This window comes from Bacillus pretiosus (assembly GCF_051294775.1).
Taxonomy (GTDB): domain Bacteria; phylum Bacillota; class Bacilli; order Bacillales; family Bacillaceae_G; genus Bacillus_A; species Bacillus_A wiedmannii.
Map to the genome: position 1 here is coordinate 16,876 of NZ_JBPPHF010000001.1, position 15,460 is coordinate 32,335.

Sequence of the window (15,460 nt, forward strand, 5' to 3'; positions counted from 1 at the left end):
TGGAAGAAAAATACGCCTGAAGTACATTTAAGCTTCAGGCGTAAAAAATGTGGGTAGGAGGAATTTTATTTTTCTTACTTCTTGTATACAAAATGTATTGGTTTTCGACTTGAAACCTTTTTTTGCAGTACATGTCCTGCTATAATAGATGGGTGATGAAGCAGGGGTTGTAAAGAATGTACTCTTATTGTAACCGTATTGCGTTCTTCTATAATTAGAAATTTTTGTGTAACGGAGGAGTTTTTTCATGGATAAGAAAATCGAAGTCCTATCAACGACGCGTATTAAATATTCGTCTGACTTGTATAAAATTGTTGATAGTTTGAATCGTACGTTAAAAGAACAGGACCTCATGTTCGGATTAGCATTAGACGAAAAAGATAAAGAAATAGCTGTATTTACGATTTACAGAACGTAGTGATACAATGAAAAAGTGGATCTTTGCAATCGTTATCGTAATCGTTGCTAGCGGAATATATGGGGCGTATGTTTACAATAAAGCAATGGAAAAGAAAATCCCTAAAGAGGCAAAATCTGTAGAAATTGCGAAAGAAAAGGCAAAGCTTACAAAAGTAAAATCTGTTGATTATTATAATGGAAATTCTTCATATACAGTCGTACAAGGTGTAGACGAAAAAGGAGAACAAATTATTGTTTGGGTGCCTAATAAAAAAGGGAATGTCCTTGTGAAGAAAAAGAGTGAAGGTATTCCTGAAAAAGAAGCTTTGCAAAAGTTGGCTGAACAAGCTACAGGAAAAGGTGATGAGCCAAAGCCAAAGCCAAAAGAAATTATAAAAGTAAAATTAGGTGCTCAAAACGATATTCCGTTGTGGGAAATTACATATATTGATCAGGAAGATCGTTATACGTATTATTATTTAGAGTTTCAAAATGGGGCTTATGCTGGTCACTACAGCATTGAAAAATAGATGTAGGGGGAACTACAAATGAAATTAGCAAAGCGAGTAGCTGCTTTAACACCATCTGCAACTTTAGAAATTACAGCAAAGGCACAAGCATTAAAAGCAGAAGGTCATGATGTAATTGGATTAGGGGCAGGAGAACCTGACTTTAATACGCCAGAACATATTATGGATGCTGCACATAAAGCGATGTTAGAAGGACATACGAAGTATACACCAACAGGTGGATTACAAGCGTTAAAACAAGAAATTGTGAAGAAGTTTACACGTGATCAAGGAATTGCGTATGATCCATCTGAAATTATTGTATGTAACGGTGCAAAGCATGCATTATATACATTATTCCAAGTGTTACTTGATGAAGGAGATGAAGTTATCATCCCAACTCCTTATTGGGTAAGTTATCCTGAGCAAGTAAAGCTTGCTGGAGGTAATCCAGTTTACGTAGAAGGCCTGGAAGACAATGAGTACAAAATTACAGCGAAGCAGCTGCGTGAGGCAATTACAGAGAAAACGAAAGCAGTTATTATTAATTCACCGAGCAATCCAACAGGAATGATTTATAGCAAAGAGGAATTACAACAGCTTGGAGAAATATGTTTAGAACACGATATTTTAATCGTTTCAGATGAAATTTATGAAAAATTAATTTATGGTGGAGCAGAATATACTTCGATTGCCCAGCTTTCTAATGCATTAAAAGAACAAACACTTATTATTAATGGTGTATCTAAATCTCATTCTATGACAGGATGGCGTATTGGATATGCAGCAGGAAATAAGCAGCTTATTAAAGCGATGACGAACTTAGCGAGTCATAGTACGTCAAACCCTACTTCAATCGCTCAATACGGCGCAATTGCAGCATATGCAGGCTCACAAGAACCTGTAGAAACAATGCGTCAAGCATTTGAAGAAAGATTAAACATTATTTATGATAAATTAATTCAAATCCCTGGCTTTACTTGCATTAAACCACAAGGTGCATTTTACTTATTCCCTAATGTAAAAGAAGCTGTAGCTTTATCAGGATACGAAACTGTGGATGATTGGGCAAAAGCTCTATTAGAAGAGGAAAAAGTGGCTCTTGTACCAGGTACAGGATTTGGTGCTCCAAATAACGTTCGTTTATCATATGCGACATCTCTTGAACAAGTCGAGAAAGCATTAGAACGCATTCATACGTTTATGAAAAGTAAAGTGCAAGCTTAATTGTATATTTTATTAACGCAATACAAAAAACCTTCCTACATAATAGGAAGGTTTTTTTGACGAATTGTGGCAAAAAGAAATAGCGAAAGGTGTGTTATACTAGAGAGCGAGGTGTTTGGTGATGAAAAAGAAAATGATGTTACAGTGGTTTGAGCAGGGAAGCATTGCAATTCCAAAATTACTTATGATGCATTATAAAAAATTAGGGTTAAATGAAATGGAATTTATGGTTGTACTTCATGTACACACATTTTTAGAATCGGGCAATTCGTTTCCGACTCCGTCAGAGATTTCAGAACGGATGACGATTACTGAAATGAAATGTATGGAAGTAATTCAGACATTGATTCAAAAAGGTTTTTTATCACTAGAAGGTGGACAAAAATCAGAAGCGATGATGTGTGAAAGTTATTCTTTACAACCACTATGGGAAAAAATATTGCATTTCTTAATGAACGAATCAATAGAGGAAGAACAAAAAGAAATAAAACAACTGCAAGTAAATTTATATACAGTATTTGAAAAAGAATTTGGAAGACCACTTTCTCCGTTTGAATGTGAAACGTTGGGTATGTGGGAAGATCAAGATCAACATCATCCGAATTTAATTCAAGCGGCCCTCAGGGAAGCTGTAATGAGTGGTAAGCTTAATTTCAGATATATTGATCGTATTTTATTTGAGTGGAAAAAGAATGGTATTAAAACAGTAGATCAAGCCCAAAACCAAGGACGGAAATTTAGAGCAAATCAACAACGAACGCAGCAAACGACAAAACAAGAGACGAAATTTACTGGGAAAGTGCCTTTTTATAATTGGTTGGAGCAGTAATGTAGGAGGAAGTATATGTTAAATAAAACGCAAATTCGCTATTGTTTAGACACAATCGCGGATATGTATCCAGAAGCACATTGTGAATTAATTCATGATAATCCATTTGAATTAGTAATCGCGGTGGCGTTATCTGCACAATGTACAGATGCACTTGTAAATAAAGTGACGAAAAATTTATTTCAAAAATATAAAACACCAGAAGATTATTTAAGCGTGTCTTTAGAAGAATTACAACAAGATATACGTTCCATTGGATTGTTTAGAAATAAGGCGAAAAATATTCAAAAATTGTGCCAGATGTTGCTAGATGATTATAACGGGAAAGTTCCAGAAGACCGTGACGAGCTGACGAAATTACCAGGAGTAGGAAGAAAGACAGCGAATGTAGTTGTTTCGGTTGCATTTGGAATTCCAGCGATTGCTGTTGATACGCATGTAGAGAGAGTGAGTAAACGGTTAGCGATTTGTAGGTGGAAAGATTCGGTGTTAGAAGTAGAAAAGACATTAATGAAGAAAGTTCCGATGGATGAATGGGGCGTTACACATCATCGTATGATTTTCTTTGGGCGTTACCACTGTAAAGCACAGCGACCACAATGTGAAGAGTGCCGATTACTAGAAGTGTGTCGTGAAGGAAAGAAGCGAATGAAGGGGAAATAAAGGATGGAGCGAGTTATAGAAATACCGAAAGAATTTCGGTGCTTACCATTTTTTACAGAAAGCGTAACTTCGATTACGTATCATACAGATCAGTCTTTTGAAGAAATAATACAAAATACTTACTTTATATTTGATATTGAAAGACAATATGAGCCGTGGAATGAAATTGAAAATAGTATTCCTGTACTGTTTAATGTATGGAAAAGTAAGCATGAAGACATTGCTACACTATTTCGAAACAGAAATAAGCAAGAAGTTGAAGGTCCAATGATTCTTTTTGCAGCGCATTTGTTATCAATTGTATATTGGTTAAATGAGCAACCTATCCATAGTTTGAACGAAATGGAAGATTACACGAGTATATTGGAAGTACAACCAGTTAATTTTGTAGAGCGATATTCGTTCATTATAAAAAAACCGAATAATTATCATTCTTATATTCAGTTAGCGCAGTTGTATATTGAAATAGAAAAGCTATATGTAAAGAAAATGATAACAAAAAAGAAGTCCTTTTCTCGTTAAGAGAAAGGACTTCTTTTTTTGTATTAAGACTCTGTTATAACAGCATTTCCGTCTGCGTGAGGTGTATCTCCTCCGGTATTTTGTTGTTGTTCTTGTTGCTTGTGTTGTTCTTCTTCAGCTTTTTTTCTAGCAGCCTCTTCTTCAGCTTTCTTTCTAGCAGCCTCTTCTTCAGCTTTCTTTCTAGCAGCTTCTTCATCGGCTTTCTTTCTAGCGGCTTCTTCTTCAGCAGCCTTTTTCTGAGCTTCTTCTTGTTGTTTACGTTGTTGTTCTTGTTGTTGCTGCTGCTCTTGTTGTTTACGCTGCTCTTCAGCAGTTTTTTTCTGAGCTTCTTCTAGTTTTTGTTTATCTTCATTAGCTTTTTTCTGTACTTCCTCATCAGCTTTTTTCTTAGCTTCTTCGTCAGCCTTCTTCTTAGCCTCTTCTTCAGCTTTCTTAGGGTCTGGAGTTCCGCCAGGTGCAGTGAAGGATGCACCAACTGCAGGGCTTGTTCCAGTACCTTTTTTCGCTACTACAGAGAAGCTGTAAGTAACGCCTGGTTTAATACCACCAAGAGTAGCTGTCGTACCATTTATTGATAAACTACCACTTGAACCGTCAGTTGCTTTATAGCTTGCTGCATACGCATCAACTTCTGCTGGTCCAGACCAGTTTAGTGTAACGGTGCTAGCCCCATCGAAAGTAACATTAAGACCACTAGGTGCATCTACTTTAATTTGTTTAATTGCATCTTTTTTCGCACCTTTTACGTATAATTCTCCGTTTATTTCTTGTACAGAAGAAGGACGTTCAAAGCGAGATTTATCTGTAGCAAATTTGCTCATCATTACTTGGAACATTTGTTGTGCAATTCTAGTAGAGCGATCACCAATGTAATTTTCTGGACCATCCTTTTCGTAACCAGTCCAAACAGCCATTGTATATTGTGGTGTATATCCAGCGAACCAGCTATCTCTGTTTGCATCAGCTGGAATACCATATTTTTTAAGAACGTCTTCATCAAAGTTTTGTGTCCCTGTTTTACCAGCTACGTCAAAACCAGAAACGTATGCTGTTGGACCTGTACCACCAGAACCAGGTTTTACTACGTCACGAAGAACGTCAGTAACCATGTAAGCTGTGTAGTCTTGCATTGCACGTTGTTCTTTCGGTTTAAAACTTTTCTTTTTACCGTCTGGGAAGATGACTTCTTTTACGAAGTGCGGTTTATTATAGTTACCATCATTACCAAAGGTTGCATATGCACCTGCTAATTCTAATGGAGAACTATCGTTACTACCAATTGCTGTTGATTCATATGTTTTGCCGTCTTTAAATGTCATACCTAAGCCTTCAGCAAACGCTTGTGACTTAGGAAGACCAACCGCTTGAGCTGTCTTTAAAGCTGGGATGTTTAATGATTTTTTCAAAGCTTCACGTAGTGAAACGTCACCTTTGTAACTTTTTGTTGCATTTCGTATTTTCTTACCATTGGAATACGTATACTCTGAGTCGTTTAATTGATGGTATGTAGACCATTGTAAATTCTCAAATGCTGGACCGTAGTCGAAAATTGGTTTCATCGTTGAACCGACTTGGCGTTTTAAATCAGTTGCCATATTATGACCTTTGAAAGTAGACTTACTTTCTTTACGCCCAGCTCCAATTGCTCGAACTTCGCCAGATTGTGTATCCATAAATACGAATGATCCTTGGAATTGATCGTTCGGATACTTAATAAGGTTGCCATCCATAATTTTTTCAGCGTAATCTTGAGCATCTTGATCAATTGTTGTATGAATTGTTAAACCATCTGAACCGATATTTACATCGGGATATTCTTTTTCAACTTCTTTTACAACAGCATCTAAAAATGCTTGATACTTCATCTCAGTTATTTCTGAAGACGGTTGAAGACCCTCAGTTACAGAGATTTTCATTGCGTTATTCATTTCATCTTTTGTTATATAACCATGTCGATTCATTAATGATAATACGACGTTACGACGTTGTGTAGCTCGTTCAACGTTGTCTTTTTTTGTTGGATCATAAATATTAGGACCTTGTGGTAAACCTGCAAGCATTGCAGCTTCATGTAACTGTAAGTCTTTTAAATCTTTGTTATAATATTTTTTGGCTGCTGTTGCAATACCGTACGAACGATTACCTAAGTTAATCTTATTTAAGTACATTTCTAAGATCTCATGTTTAGAGTATTGTTGCTCTAATTTGTAAGATAGGTACCATTCTTGTACTTTTCTCTTCGCAGTTTTGTCCATCGTTAGAAAATAGTTTTTGACTACTTGTTGTGTAATCGTACTACCACCTTGAGATCCGAACCCTCCAGTGACATTTTCCATAACTGCTTTTGTAGTTCGTTTAAAATCAATTCCATTATGATCATAGAAACGTGAATCCTCAGTTGCAAGGAATGCACTTTCAACTACCTTTGGAATTTGATCATACGTAACGTGGGTTCGTTTTTCAGCACCGTATTCATAGAAAAAGTTCCCATTCTTATCAAGAAACTTTGTTGATAAAGGATTGACAAGTTTTGATTTGTCTAATTTTGGAGCGTCCTTCACCATAACAAAGAAAGCGGAAACGCTAGCTATAAGACCAACGATACCAAGAAGTAGACAACCTATAAGGAATTTTTTAAAAAAGGAGCCTTTTTTCTTTGGTTTTTTTTCTTTATTTGTTTCTTGCTTTTGATTTTGATTTTTTACATGATTTCGTTCTGTACGAGAACGATAATTATCTGACATTATACTTTCTCCTACCTTTCATTCTCTCCCCAAAAGTCGAAAAAAGAGCCTTAGTGATGACTCTATCACGAAAAATAAACCGTGTCTAGTACACGGATATAATCAATCCGAGGGTGATAACCGCATGATAATAAAGATCCATGCTCTTCTATTTCTTCTTTCGTAATCGATTTCCGTCCACCAGTATTTTGACGATTCCAAAATGCAATAATATGTTTTGCATCTAGTAAATAAAGTTCATCAAAAAGTGTAAATTTAATAATAACAAATGCAATTCCATCATGAACGATTACTTGCTTCATATGTTCAATTTGATGAAGGTGGAAGTTTTGAAGTGGAAAGCTGGTTTTATTTTTTGTTTCTTTCGCTTCAAAATCGATGTATTTCCCTTTGTATACACCGTTGTAATCTGTTGTAGAAGGTTGTTTAAAATACGCTTCTTTTACCACTGCAGCACTTCGAGCGGGGTAATCTACTTTTACAATTTGAAGAGGTGTAGGTTTTTTATGTACACATGCAATATTATGGGTTAAGTAATATTCATTTGTTTCATTCAATTCCTCTTCAAGGGACATACCTCTATTACTATAAGTATGTTTTTTAATTGGTGTTTTATGAGGTTGTGAAGCTTGATTGTACCGTTTTCCGTTTGGGTAACGAATGGTCATAGTGTGTCCACTCCCAACTTGCTAAGAATTACTTACAAAGGTGATTATAACAAAAAATGAAAAAAGATGTGACCTTTTTGAAGAAAGGTATGATGACTTATTTATGTTTACATGGAATGATTATGAGAAAATTAAACAATATCGTAAAAATATGGTTTGTACAGACGAAGAAAAAACAATCGTTTATAACATTAAGAGGAAAATAGAAATGGCTAATATGGACAATATTTCTCGAACACAGTCTTATCAAGAATATTATGTAAGGAACAGTGAAATTAGGTGGGCCTTTTTAGCAAGTATGGTCTCGAGAAATGCTGGATGGAATATGACTGATTTAAAAGGGAGATATTATGCTACTGTTTTACCTCAAACAGTAAAAAAACATTTGTTTCTGACTTATGAAGAAGCGAATTGGATTATTTTTTTAGATGCATTTCCTCAGCTATTGTTATACGAAGAAAGTAAGAGGAGGCAGGTACCACTATTCTATTTGTTACAATATTTTAACGTATCAATTTTTATGGAAAAAGAATGGATTTATTTTTGGGAAAAAAAAGATATAAATAGGCTCATGACAGCGCTTATTATAAATGAGCAAAATAAAATTCAAAAACCAGTTATCGAGAATGCATATTTTAAAAAACATGTATTCCATACTGCACTTTTTAAATTGCAAGAAATGCTTCATATTAGTGCTGTTATTTTTCCGACTGTTGAAGGGAGGATGTATGGTTTTTCAGTTTATCAATTTGAAACGTTACAAAAGCGTATAGAACTAGGGCAGAAATTAGCGGAGTTACTGTTTCATCCGAATTATAAAAGTTTATTCCATAGGTTTGCATTGCAAACTATACACACAGGATCAAGAGCAGATTATGAATATTATGTAAGAGAAGCTAGAAAATCTTGTACGCCAGCCCTTAGAGAGGTTTATCCTGTCGTTGCACATAAGGAAATAAGTATGAGAGATTGGTTTTGTAGAGATATGGAAATAAATGAGTTGTTTCTACTGGAAGAGTATAAGGGTGAAGTTGATATAACAGAATGGTATAAAAGAAAGAGGGAGCAAATCTATGTTGCTTCTATCGTAAATCGTTTTGTTAAAAGGATGGATGAGTTCGTGATATAATAAAAAAGAAGTCCCGTCTTCATAAATGAAGACGGGACTTCTTAATGTGAAGTAATCCTGCCGTGTATGCTAACAATTTAATCTCAAAACGTAATGAATATAGGAGATTAAGGATGCTTCAGAAATTAGCTTTTTGTAAAAGTGCTAAAGTTTCACTTTATCCCGCTACTTGCCGGGCAGTAAGACCCACGTCTCAAAATTCAGTGAAAGCAAAGAATTTAGGTGTGGATCAACTGCCCGTAAAAGCCCGATTGAGAAGGCTAATAATCAGTGGGGATGAACAAAACCCCGCTGATTAAAGTTTCACTTTATGTAGCAGGGAAGTTTGGACCATCTAACTTAGGGTTGCCAGTCTCGGGTTTATTTTGTTTGTTTTGTTTTTTCTTTTTGTCGTTTTTGTTCTTTGTCATTTTCATACACCTCCTTTTTGTATTGTTACCATTTCTATAAATGACATACAAAATGATTTCTTTGACGAATAACAACTAGTTTTGTCATGTGAGCAGGAGTGAGGAGTCATTCGGCGAAATTACATGACAAAGGAAAAGCAAAGAAGGGGGCGTTTTGTATATGGCGATGGTTCAGAAGGAAGATGTAATGAAAACAATGGATCAAATGTTAAGTTCTCTCGATTTGCTGGAAATGAATATAGGGATTAGAATGAATCATGCATTGAAGGATACGGGTGAAAAAATATGCAATAAGATAGAAATAACAGAAATGCATATTGAGCATATGGAAAATAAATTAGTGCATCACGAAGAAAAAGGGAATTGGGTGAAGGCATTTCAAAGCGTCGTAGTGAGTGCATAATAAGGTGGGAATAAAATGAAGTATGAAGCATTGATACAATCTTCAGAAAAACTCATGCAGTATAATAATGAAGCGAATGTGAAAAAAAGAGAAATGATTGAGTACGATTTTTATAAGGATATGAAACCATTTGTAGATATGGTAGATGAGGAATTAAAAGTGTGGAAAGAATTAGCTTATAAATGGATTAAGGAAGAAAAACCGAAGTATATACATGTACAGCAAATTGATCAAGTGTACGATAATTTACAGACAAATGTGTTGCAATGTTTTGTAAATAAAGGTAAAGGTAAGCGATTCTTTGAAACACATCAAGCCATTTCGTATACTTTGCAAAATATAATTGAGCAATGTAAGTAACAAGAGGGGAAACCCTCTTGTTTTTTTTTTATGCTTCTGTCATTGTTGTAGGTTTTGTTGCACCGTTTATTTCTAATTCTTTTATTAATGTTCGGTAATCTGAAATGCATATTTTCCCTTCGAGATACCAATGTCTCGCAAAGTCTAACAATTCATTTACATTCTCTGTGTAATACCCCTTTTTTTGAGAAAACGCTTGTTTTAAATCCCCTAATACCATGTTGATTCCTCCCCCATGAGAATCTTCTTCTTCACTATCATAGCATGGAAGGGTTTTCTTTTTTAATTTTTTAAAAATTTAAACTTCCGACAAAAATAGACAGATACTCCGTCACACAAATTATTTTACAAGTACATATTATATATGTAGAAACTTATGTGAAGGAGGAGAGAATGCATGTTTCAACAATCTAACGTATATCAGCAATCTTATCCATATGCACAGCAAAATATGTACCAATATAATACGGATACATATTTACGGTATAATATGTATCCTTTCGAGCCTAATTATGGAAATCAAAATTATTACCAGCCATTTGAAGTATCGTTTATGAATCAACCACAACAACAGCAGCAACCACATACGAATCAACAGCAGCAGCCCTATATGGAGCAACAGCAGCAACCACATACGAATCAACAGCAGCAGCCCTATATGGAGCAACAGCAGCAACCCTATACGAATCAACAACAGCAGCCCTATATGGAGCAACAGCAACAACCCTATACGAATCAACAACAGCAGCCTTATATGAATTCACAATACTATATGCCACCACCATCTCCCTATGGAAATCAACAAGCGATGTTTTATCCACCAAAACAACCGTACCCGACGCAGAATAAACAAAAACAACAACAGCAACCGAGTCAATTTTCTAGTTTTGTTTCCCAATTTAAAAACTCAGATGGTAACTATGATGTAAATAAAATGATGAATACAGCTGGACAAATGATGAATGCGATGAACCAAGTGACAGGTATTGTAAAGCAAGTTGGAGGTTTTTTTGGTAAGTAATTTTGGGGGTTGTCTATAAAAAGCATTACGTATAAAGCAGAAGGCTAGACAAATTTCCTTGTAATAAATGGGTATATATAACAAACGGCTTTCTCTCTTTTCTCATATTGTAAAGTGTAGTCAGATTTTTTTAACGAGAGAGGAGAGAAAAAACTATGCATCATTGTCATCCTTGTTTTGGAGGGCATAAGCCTGTAGGACCTATTTGTACAACTGCTCCTGTCATTCATCCGACGAAACAATGCGTAACACACTCTTTTTCAACAACGGTGGTGCCACACATTTTCCCAACGCATACAACACATGTACACCATCAACAAATTAAAAACCAAAACTTCTTCCCACAAACAAACTCGAATGTAAATGTGGTAGACCCAGTTGATCCAGGATTCGGCGGCGGATGTGGACCATGTGGTCATGGACATCATGGACATTTTGGACATCATGGACATTTTGGACATCAAATATCTCCATTTGGTCCAGGACCAAATGTATCACCATTCTTACCGAATAATGTATCACCAGTAGGTCCGAATATTGGACCAAACGTTGGTGGAATATTTAAAAAGTAAATGATATGTTAGAACTAGCGAAATGCTAGTTCTTTTTTTGTAATTGGAGTGTTGATATGAAAGTTATTGCTGTAACGGGATATAAGCCATTTGAACTTGGTATATTTAAAAATGATCATCCAGGGGTGGAATGTATAAAAAAAGCATTGCATCGAAAATTAACTACTTTTGTAGAAGAAGGTTTGGAATGGGTGATAATAAGTGGGCAGTTAGGAGTCGAATTATGGGCTGCTGAAGTTGTTTTTGAAATTCAAGTAGAATATCCAGATCTAAAATTAGCGGTATTTACTCCGTTTTTAGAACAAGAAGAAAGCTGGAAGGAAGATAACCGTGAATATTACGAATGTATTCTCTCTCAAGCAGACCATATTGATAGTATTACGAAACGGAAGTACGAAAGCCCGGAACAATTTAAATTAAAAAATCAATTTTTTATTGAAAAAAGTGATGCACTTTTAGCTGTATATGATGAAGAAAAACCAGGGAGTCCCAAATATATTGTAGAAGCAGCAAAGAAAAAAGGAGAAATAGAAAATTATCATAGTTATTTTATTCTTTTTTCTGATTTACAAGATATAATAGAAGAGGAACAGTGGAATAATGCTGAGTAATATGTAATATAGTACTCGTATATATGATTGACAAAAGGCATTGTTTCTGAAAAAATTTAGGTAATGAAAGTTTTGGCAAAAATTTGAGGTGAAGAAAATGATTTCGGATAAAATTAAATTAACGGCGAAAGATATTTTAGAAAAAGAATTTAAAACAGGCATGAGAGGCTATCAACAAGAAGAAGTAGACAAGTTTCTTGATATGATCATTAAAGACTATGAAACTTTCCACAAGGAGTTTGATCAATTAAAGCAACAAAATGCTCGTTTAAAGCGTGAATTAGAGGAACAAAAATTAGTAGCAACGCAAGTGCCACAACAACCAGTTGTACAAACACCAGTTGCACAACCTGTATATAACAACACGAATACGGACATTTTAAAACGTCTATCTAATTTAGAAAAAGCTGTATTTGGAAGTAAGTTATACGAATAATTTCTAGTGGTAAAAAGGTTAAAGCATTTTACATAGAAAAAAACATTGCAAAATCTTTTTGTTTCCACTATACTAATGGATGTCATAACGTTTGGGTAATCGCTGCAACGCCAACGTTGTAGAGGAAAGTCCATGCTCGCACGGCCTGAGATGGCTGTAGTGTTCGTGCCTAGCCAATTCATAAGCTAGGGTATTCTGGCTGTAAGGCTGGTTTAACGGCAGGGAAAAAACCTAAGTCCTTTCGGATATGGTTTGACTACCTTTAAAGTGCCACAGTGACGAAGTCCTTGAAGAAATGATAGGAGTGGAACGAGGTAAACCCCACGAGCGAGAAACCCAAATAATGGTAGGGGAATCTTTTCCAAGGAAATGAACGATGGGAAAGGACAGGTTGTATAACCTGTAGATAGATGATTGCCACCGGAGTACGAGGCGTGGGCCGTTTGCAGTACAAAGGAACAGAACATGGCTTACAGAACGTTATGAACCAACTATGAAATAACTCAGCTCTCCTTTGTTAGAGGAGGGCTTTTTATTTGTATGAAGTTATAAATTATGAGTTAAAATGGTTAATGAGAAAATTCTTCGTAAAATGTAATGATTAATAGGACAAATTGCTATTAATTATTGTTTAACTATACATAAGAGGTGAATGCAAATGGGAAAAGTTACTTTAATTGCAACAGCGGCAATGGGTATTGAAGCGTTAGTTGCCCGAGAAGTTCGTGATCTTGGTTATGAATGCCAAGTGGAAAACAGCAAAGTAACATTTGAAGCAGATGAAAAGGCGATTTGTCGCACGAACTTATGGTTACGTACTGCGGACCGTGTGAAAATTAAAGTTGGCGAATTCAAAGCGACAACATTTGATGAGCTGTTTGAAAAGACGAAAGCATTAAACTGGGGAGATTATATTCCAGAGAATGGGGAATTCCCTGTAATTGGTAAATCGTTAAAATCTGAGTTGTTCAGTGTTTCAGATTGCCAACGTATCGTTAAAAAAGCTGTCGTTGAAAAATTAAAAACAACATATAAACGTACAACTTGGTTTGAAGAAGATGGTCCGTTATTCCGTATTGAGATCGCAATGCTCAAGGATATTGCAACATTAACAATTGATGCAAGTGGTGTTGGACTTCATAAACGTGGATACCGTATGGATCAAGGGGAAGCCCCATTAAAAGAAACATTGGCTGCGTCTTTAATTAAGTTAACAAACTGGAAGCCGGATCGTCCTTTCGTGGATCCTTTCTGTGGATCAGGTACAATTCCGATTGAAGCAGCATTAATTGGACAAAATATTGCACCAGGATTTAACCGTGGCTTCGCATCAGATGAGTGGGGCTGGGTTGGTAAACAAAACTGGCGTGAAGCTCGTCAAGAAGCTGAAGATTTAGCGAATTATAATCAACCACTACAAATCATTGGATCAGATATTGATCATCGTATGATCCGAGTTGCTCAAGATAATGCAGAAGAAGTGGGCTTAAGTGATTTAATTACATTTAAACAAATGCAAGTAAAAGATTTCACGACAAAAGAGGATTATGGCTATGTTGTAACGAATCCTCCATACGGAGAACGTTTAAGTGAAAAAGCACTCGTTGAACAATTGTACAAAGAAATGGGACAAGTATTCCGCCCATTAGATACATGGTCAGCGTATGTATTAACCAGCTACGAAGCATTTGAAAAGTGTTATGGAAAAGATGCATCGAAGAAACGTAAACTGTTTAATGGATTTATCCGTACAGATTACTACCAATACTTCGGAAAACGTCCACCGCGTAATTCATAGTATAAAACTCCTCCAGCGCGCATATACTGGCTATTATGTAATGCGTAAAGGAGGACGTGATATGGATAAAATATACTCGGTTCATTGAGAACGGAGTATTATATATCCGTCCTATATTAACCTCATTCTTTTTTCCGACTGGAAGAAAGGGTGGGTTTTTTTTGTTGCATAAATTTGCGATAAAGGAATTTTTAGATGATAGAGAGTTACGGAATTTAAGCCGACATACATTGAAATCGTATAGGGGAATTTTGAAAATATTTGAATCTTTTTGTGTTAGTAAAGGAATATTCGATACCGATGAAATTAAACCAAAAGTAGCGAAAGAGTTTCTAATCTATTGTAAGCACGATCTAAAGAATAATGTTGCAACAATAAATAGTAAAAATCGGGCGCTTAAGGTATTTTTTAAGTATTTAGTAGAGGAAGAAATAGTCGCAGAAAATCCGTTTAAGAAGCTAAAATTTAGTAAGGAAGAAATTATCATGGACGTATTAACTGACGACCAGGTAAGAAAAGTACTAGAGCATTTTGAGCGAGGTCATTTTAAGGGATCTAATTTCGCGCTAATGCGTAATCGACTTGTAATAGTGATGTTAATTGCGACAGGGCTTAGGAGAGAAGAGTTGGTTAATTTAAAGTGGTCAGATGTAGATATGAAGAATCGAACGATTACAACGTATGGAAAAAAGCGTTCAATTGCGACAATCCCTTATACACGAAAATTACAAAAAGAATTAGCGGAATACAAAACTTTTCTCGAATTTTACTTCGAAAAACAGGAATTAATCTATGTATTTACAGATATGAGAAACGGACAATTATCAACGGAAGCGATTTCTACACTATTTAAACGATTAAAAAGGAATTTAAAGATGGAAGGCTTAACATGCCATGCTTTTAGGCGTTACTTTGCTTCTAAATGTTTGAAAATGGGAATGGATTCGTTAAATTTGCAGAAGCTTATGCGTCATGAAACGCTTCAGATGACTGAGAGGTACGTTAAATTATACGGACACGCTTTACATGATGTAAATGATAAATATAATCCGTTGAATTTTATAGAGGTTTAAAAGAAAAAAGTCTCCAGTTGCCGCTGGAGACTCAAAAATAATCGACTTAAAACTAAATAACGGACTCAATCCGATATTCGTTACCT

19 protein-coding genes and 1 other RNA gene are annotated in these 15,460 nt (G+C 35.5%); 16 read left to right on the forward strand and 4 right to left on the reverse strand.

What is annotated here, in order from left to right:
* The first annotated feature begins 247 nt into the window (after positions 1-247).
* The 6 genes from ACSG5Z_RS00100 to ACSG5Z_RS00125 all read left to right on the forward strand — a co-directional run bounded on the left by ACSG5Z_RS00100 (position 248) and on the right by ACSG5Z_RS00125 (position 4,149).
* Positions 248-418 (forward strand): YpmA family protein, encoded by a 171-nt coding sequence (locus ACSG5Z_RS00100; RefSeq protein WP_000358351.1) that lies wholly within the window; start codon positions 248-250, stop codon positions 416-418.
* Positions 419-425: 7 nt separating this feature from the next.
* On the forward strand, positions 426-929 hold the full coding sequence (locus ACSG5Z_RS00105; RefSeq protein WP_088608759.1) for a cell wall elongation regulator TseB-like domain-containing protein: 504 nt from the start codon (positions 426-428) through the stop codon (positions 927-929).
* An 18-nt stretch (positions 930-947) separates the two neighbouring features.
* Positions 948-2,135: an aspartate transaminase AspB gene (gene aspB / locus ACSG5Z_RS00110; RefSeq protein WP_435710352.1), complete on the forward strand. Its 1,188-nt coding sequence runs from the start codon at positions 948-950 to the stop codon at positions 2,133-2,135.
* A 121-nt stretch (positions 2,136-2,256) separates the two neighbouring features.
* Positions 2,257-2,964 (forward strand): DNA replication protein DnaD, encoded by a 708-nt coding sequence (dnaD, locus tag ACSG5Z_RS00115; protein ID WP_000728534.1) that lies wholly within the window; start codon positions 2,257-2,259, stop codon positions 2,962-2,964.
* Between the two features lie 15 nt (positions 2,965-2,979).
* Complete coding sequence (nth, locus tag ACSG5Z_RS00120; RefSeq protein WP_435710353.1) at positions 2,980-3,627, forward strand: endonuclease III; 648 nt, start codon at positions 2,980-2,982, stop codon at positions 3,625-3,627.
* Positions 3,628-3,630: 3 nt separating this feature from the next.
* Positions 3,631-4,149, forward strand: a complete 519-nt coding sequence (locus tag ACSG5Z_RS00125; RefSeq protein WP_098857569.1) for a YpoC family protein — start codon at positions 3,631-3,633, stop codon at positions 4,147-4,149.
* A gap of 23 nt (positions 4,150-4,172) precedes the next feature.
* Here ACSG5Z_RS00125 and ACSG5Z_RS00130 read toward each other — a convergent pair whose 3' ends face one another.
* The gene (locus ACSG5Z_RS00130; protein WP_435710354.1) at positions 4,173-6,893 is read right to left on the reverse strand and encodes a PBP1A family penicillin-binding protein; all 2,721 of its coding nucleotides are present in this window, start codon (positions 6,891-6,893) and stop codon (positions 4,173-4,175) included.
* A 65-nt stretch (positions 6,894-6,958) separates the two neighbouring features.
* Positions 6,959-7,561, reverse strand: coding sequence for a Holliday junction resolvase RecU (gene recU, locus ACSG5Z_RS00135; RefSeq protein ID WP_046958934.1), 603 nt, complete (start codon positions 7,559-7,561; stop codon positions 6,959-6,961).
* Between the two features lie 103 nt (positions 7,562-7,664).
* Here recU and ACSG5Z_RS00140 point away from each other — a divergent pair, with 103 nt between their 5' ends.
* Positions 7,665-8,690: a DUF2515 domain-containing protein gene (locus tag ACSG5Z_RS00140; RefSeq protein WP_087985630.1), complete on the forward strand. Its 1,026-nt coding sequence runs from the start codon at positions 7,665-7,667 to the stop codon at positions 8,688-8,690.
* A gap of 308 nt (positions 8,691-8,998) precedes the next feature.
* On the opposite strand, the gene ACSG5Z_RS00145 is transcribed toward ACSG5Z_RS00140, so the two are convergent.
* Complete coding sequence (locus tag ACSG5Z_RS00145; protein ID WP_087985562.1) at positions 8,999-9,175, reverse strand: phage portal protein; 177 nt, start codon at positions 9,173-9,175, stop codon at positions 8,999-9,001.
* 85 nt (positions 9,176-9,260) lie between these two features.
* On the opposite strand from ACSG5Z_RS00145, the gene ACSG5Z_RS00150 reads away from it, so the two are divergent.
* A complete protein-coding gene (locus ACSG5Z_RS00150; RefSeq protein ID WP_435710355.1) occupies positions 9,261-9,503 on the forward strand; it encodes a hypothetical protein in 243 nt (80 codons plus the stop codon).
* A 15-nt stretch (positions 9,504-9,518) separates the two neighbouring features.
* Positions 9,519-9,863, forward strand: coding sequence for a YppE family protein (locus ACSG5Z_RS00155; protein ID WP_000872967.1), 345 nt, complete (start codon positions 9,519-9,521; stop codon positions 9,861-9,863).
* 28 nt (positions 9,864-9,891) lie between these two features.
* Here the strand turns inward: ACSG5Z_RS00155 and ACSG5Z_RS00160 are convergent, their stop codons facing one another.
* Positions 9,892-10,083: a YppF family protein gene (locus tag ACSG5Z_RS00160; RefSeq protein ID WP_000242661.1), complete on the reverse strand. Its 192-nt coding sequence runs from the start codon at positions 10,081-10,083 to the stop codon at positions 9,892-9,894.
* A 177-nt stretch (positions 10,084-10,260) separates the two neighbouring features.
* Here ACSG5Z_RS00160 and ACSG5Z_RS00165 point away from each other — a divergent pair, with 177 nt between their 5' ends.
* From ACSG5Z_RS00165 to ACSG5Z_RS00195, 7 genes are all read left to right on the forward strand, one after another.
* A complete protein-coding gene (locus ACSG5Z_RS00165; RefSeq protein WP_435710356.1) occupies positions 10,261-10,884 on the forward strand; it encodes a YppG family protein in 624 nt (207 codons plus the stop codon).
* Between the two features lie 155 nt (positions 10,885-11,039).
* A complete protein-coding gene (locus tag ACSG5Z_RS00170) occupies positions 11,040-11,456 on the forward strand; it encodes a CotD family spore coat protein (RefSeq protein ID WP_088608764.1) in 417 nt (138 codons plus the stop codon).
* Positions 11,457-11,512: 56 nt separating this feature from the next.
* A complete protein-coding gene (locus ACSG5Z_RS00175) occupies positions 11,513-12,067 on the forward strand; it encodes an SLOG family protein (RefSeq protein WP_000862919.1) in 555 nt (184 codons plus the stop codon).
* Between the two features lie 97 nt (positions 12,068-12,164).
* Positions 12,165-12,503 (forward strand): cell division regulator GpsB, encoded by a 339-nt coding sequence (gene gpsB / locus ACSG5Z_RS00180; protein WP_435710357.1) that lies wholly within the window; start codon positions 12,165-12,167, stop codon positions 12,501-12,503.
* Positions 12,504-12,590: 87 nt separating this feature from the next.
* Positions 12,591-12,981, forward strand: an RNA gene (rnpB, locus tag ACSG5Z_RS00185) — RNase P RNA component class B.
* A gap of 180 nt (positions 12,982-13,161) precedes the next feature.
* Positions 13,162-14,301, forward strand: a complete 1,140-nt coding sequence (locus ACSG5Z_RS00190) for a THUMP domain-containing class I SAM-dependent RNA methyltransferase (RefSeq protein WP_000521230.1) — start codon at positions 13,162-13,164, stop codon at positions 14,299-14,301.
* 161 nt (positions 14,302-14,462) lie between these two features.
* Entirely contained in the window at positions 14,463-15,374 is a 912-nt protein-coding gene (locus tag ACSG5Z_RS00195; RefSeq protein WP_242298019.1) for a tyrosine-type recombinase/integrase, read from the forward strand.
* Positions 15,375-15,460 lie beyond the last annotated feature (86 nt).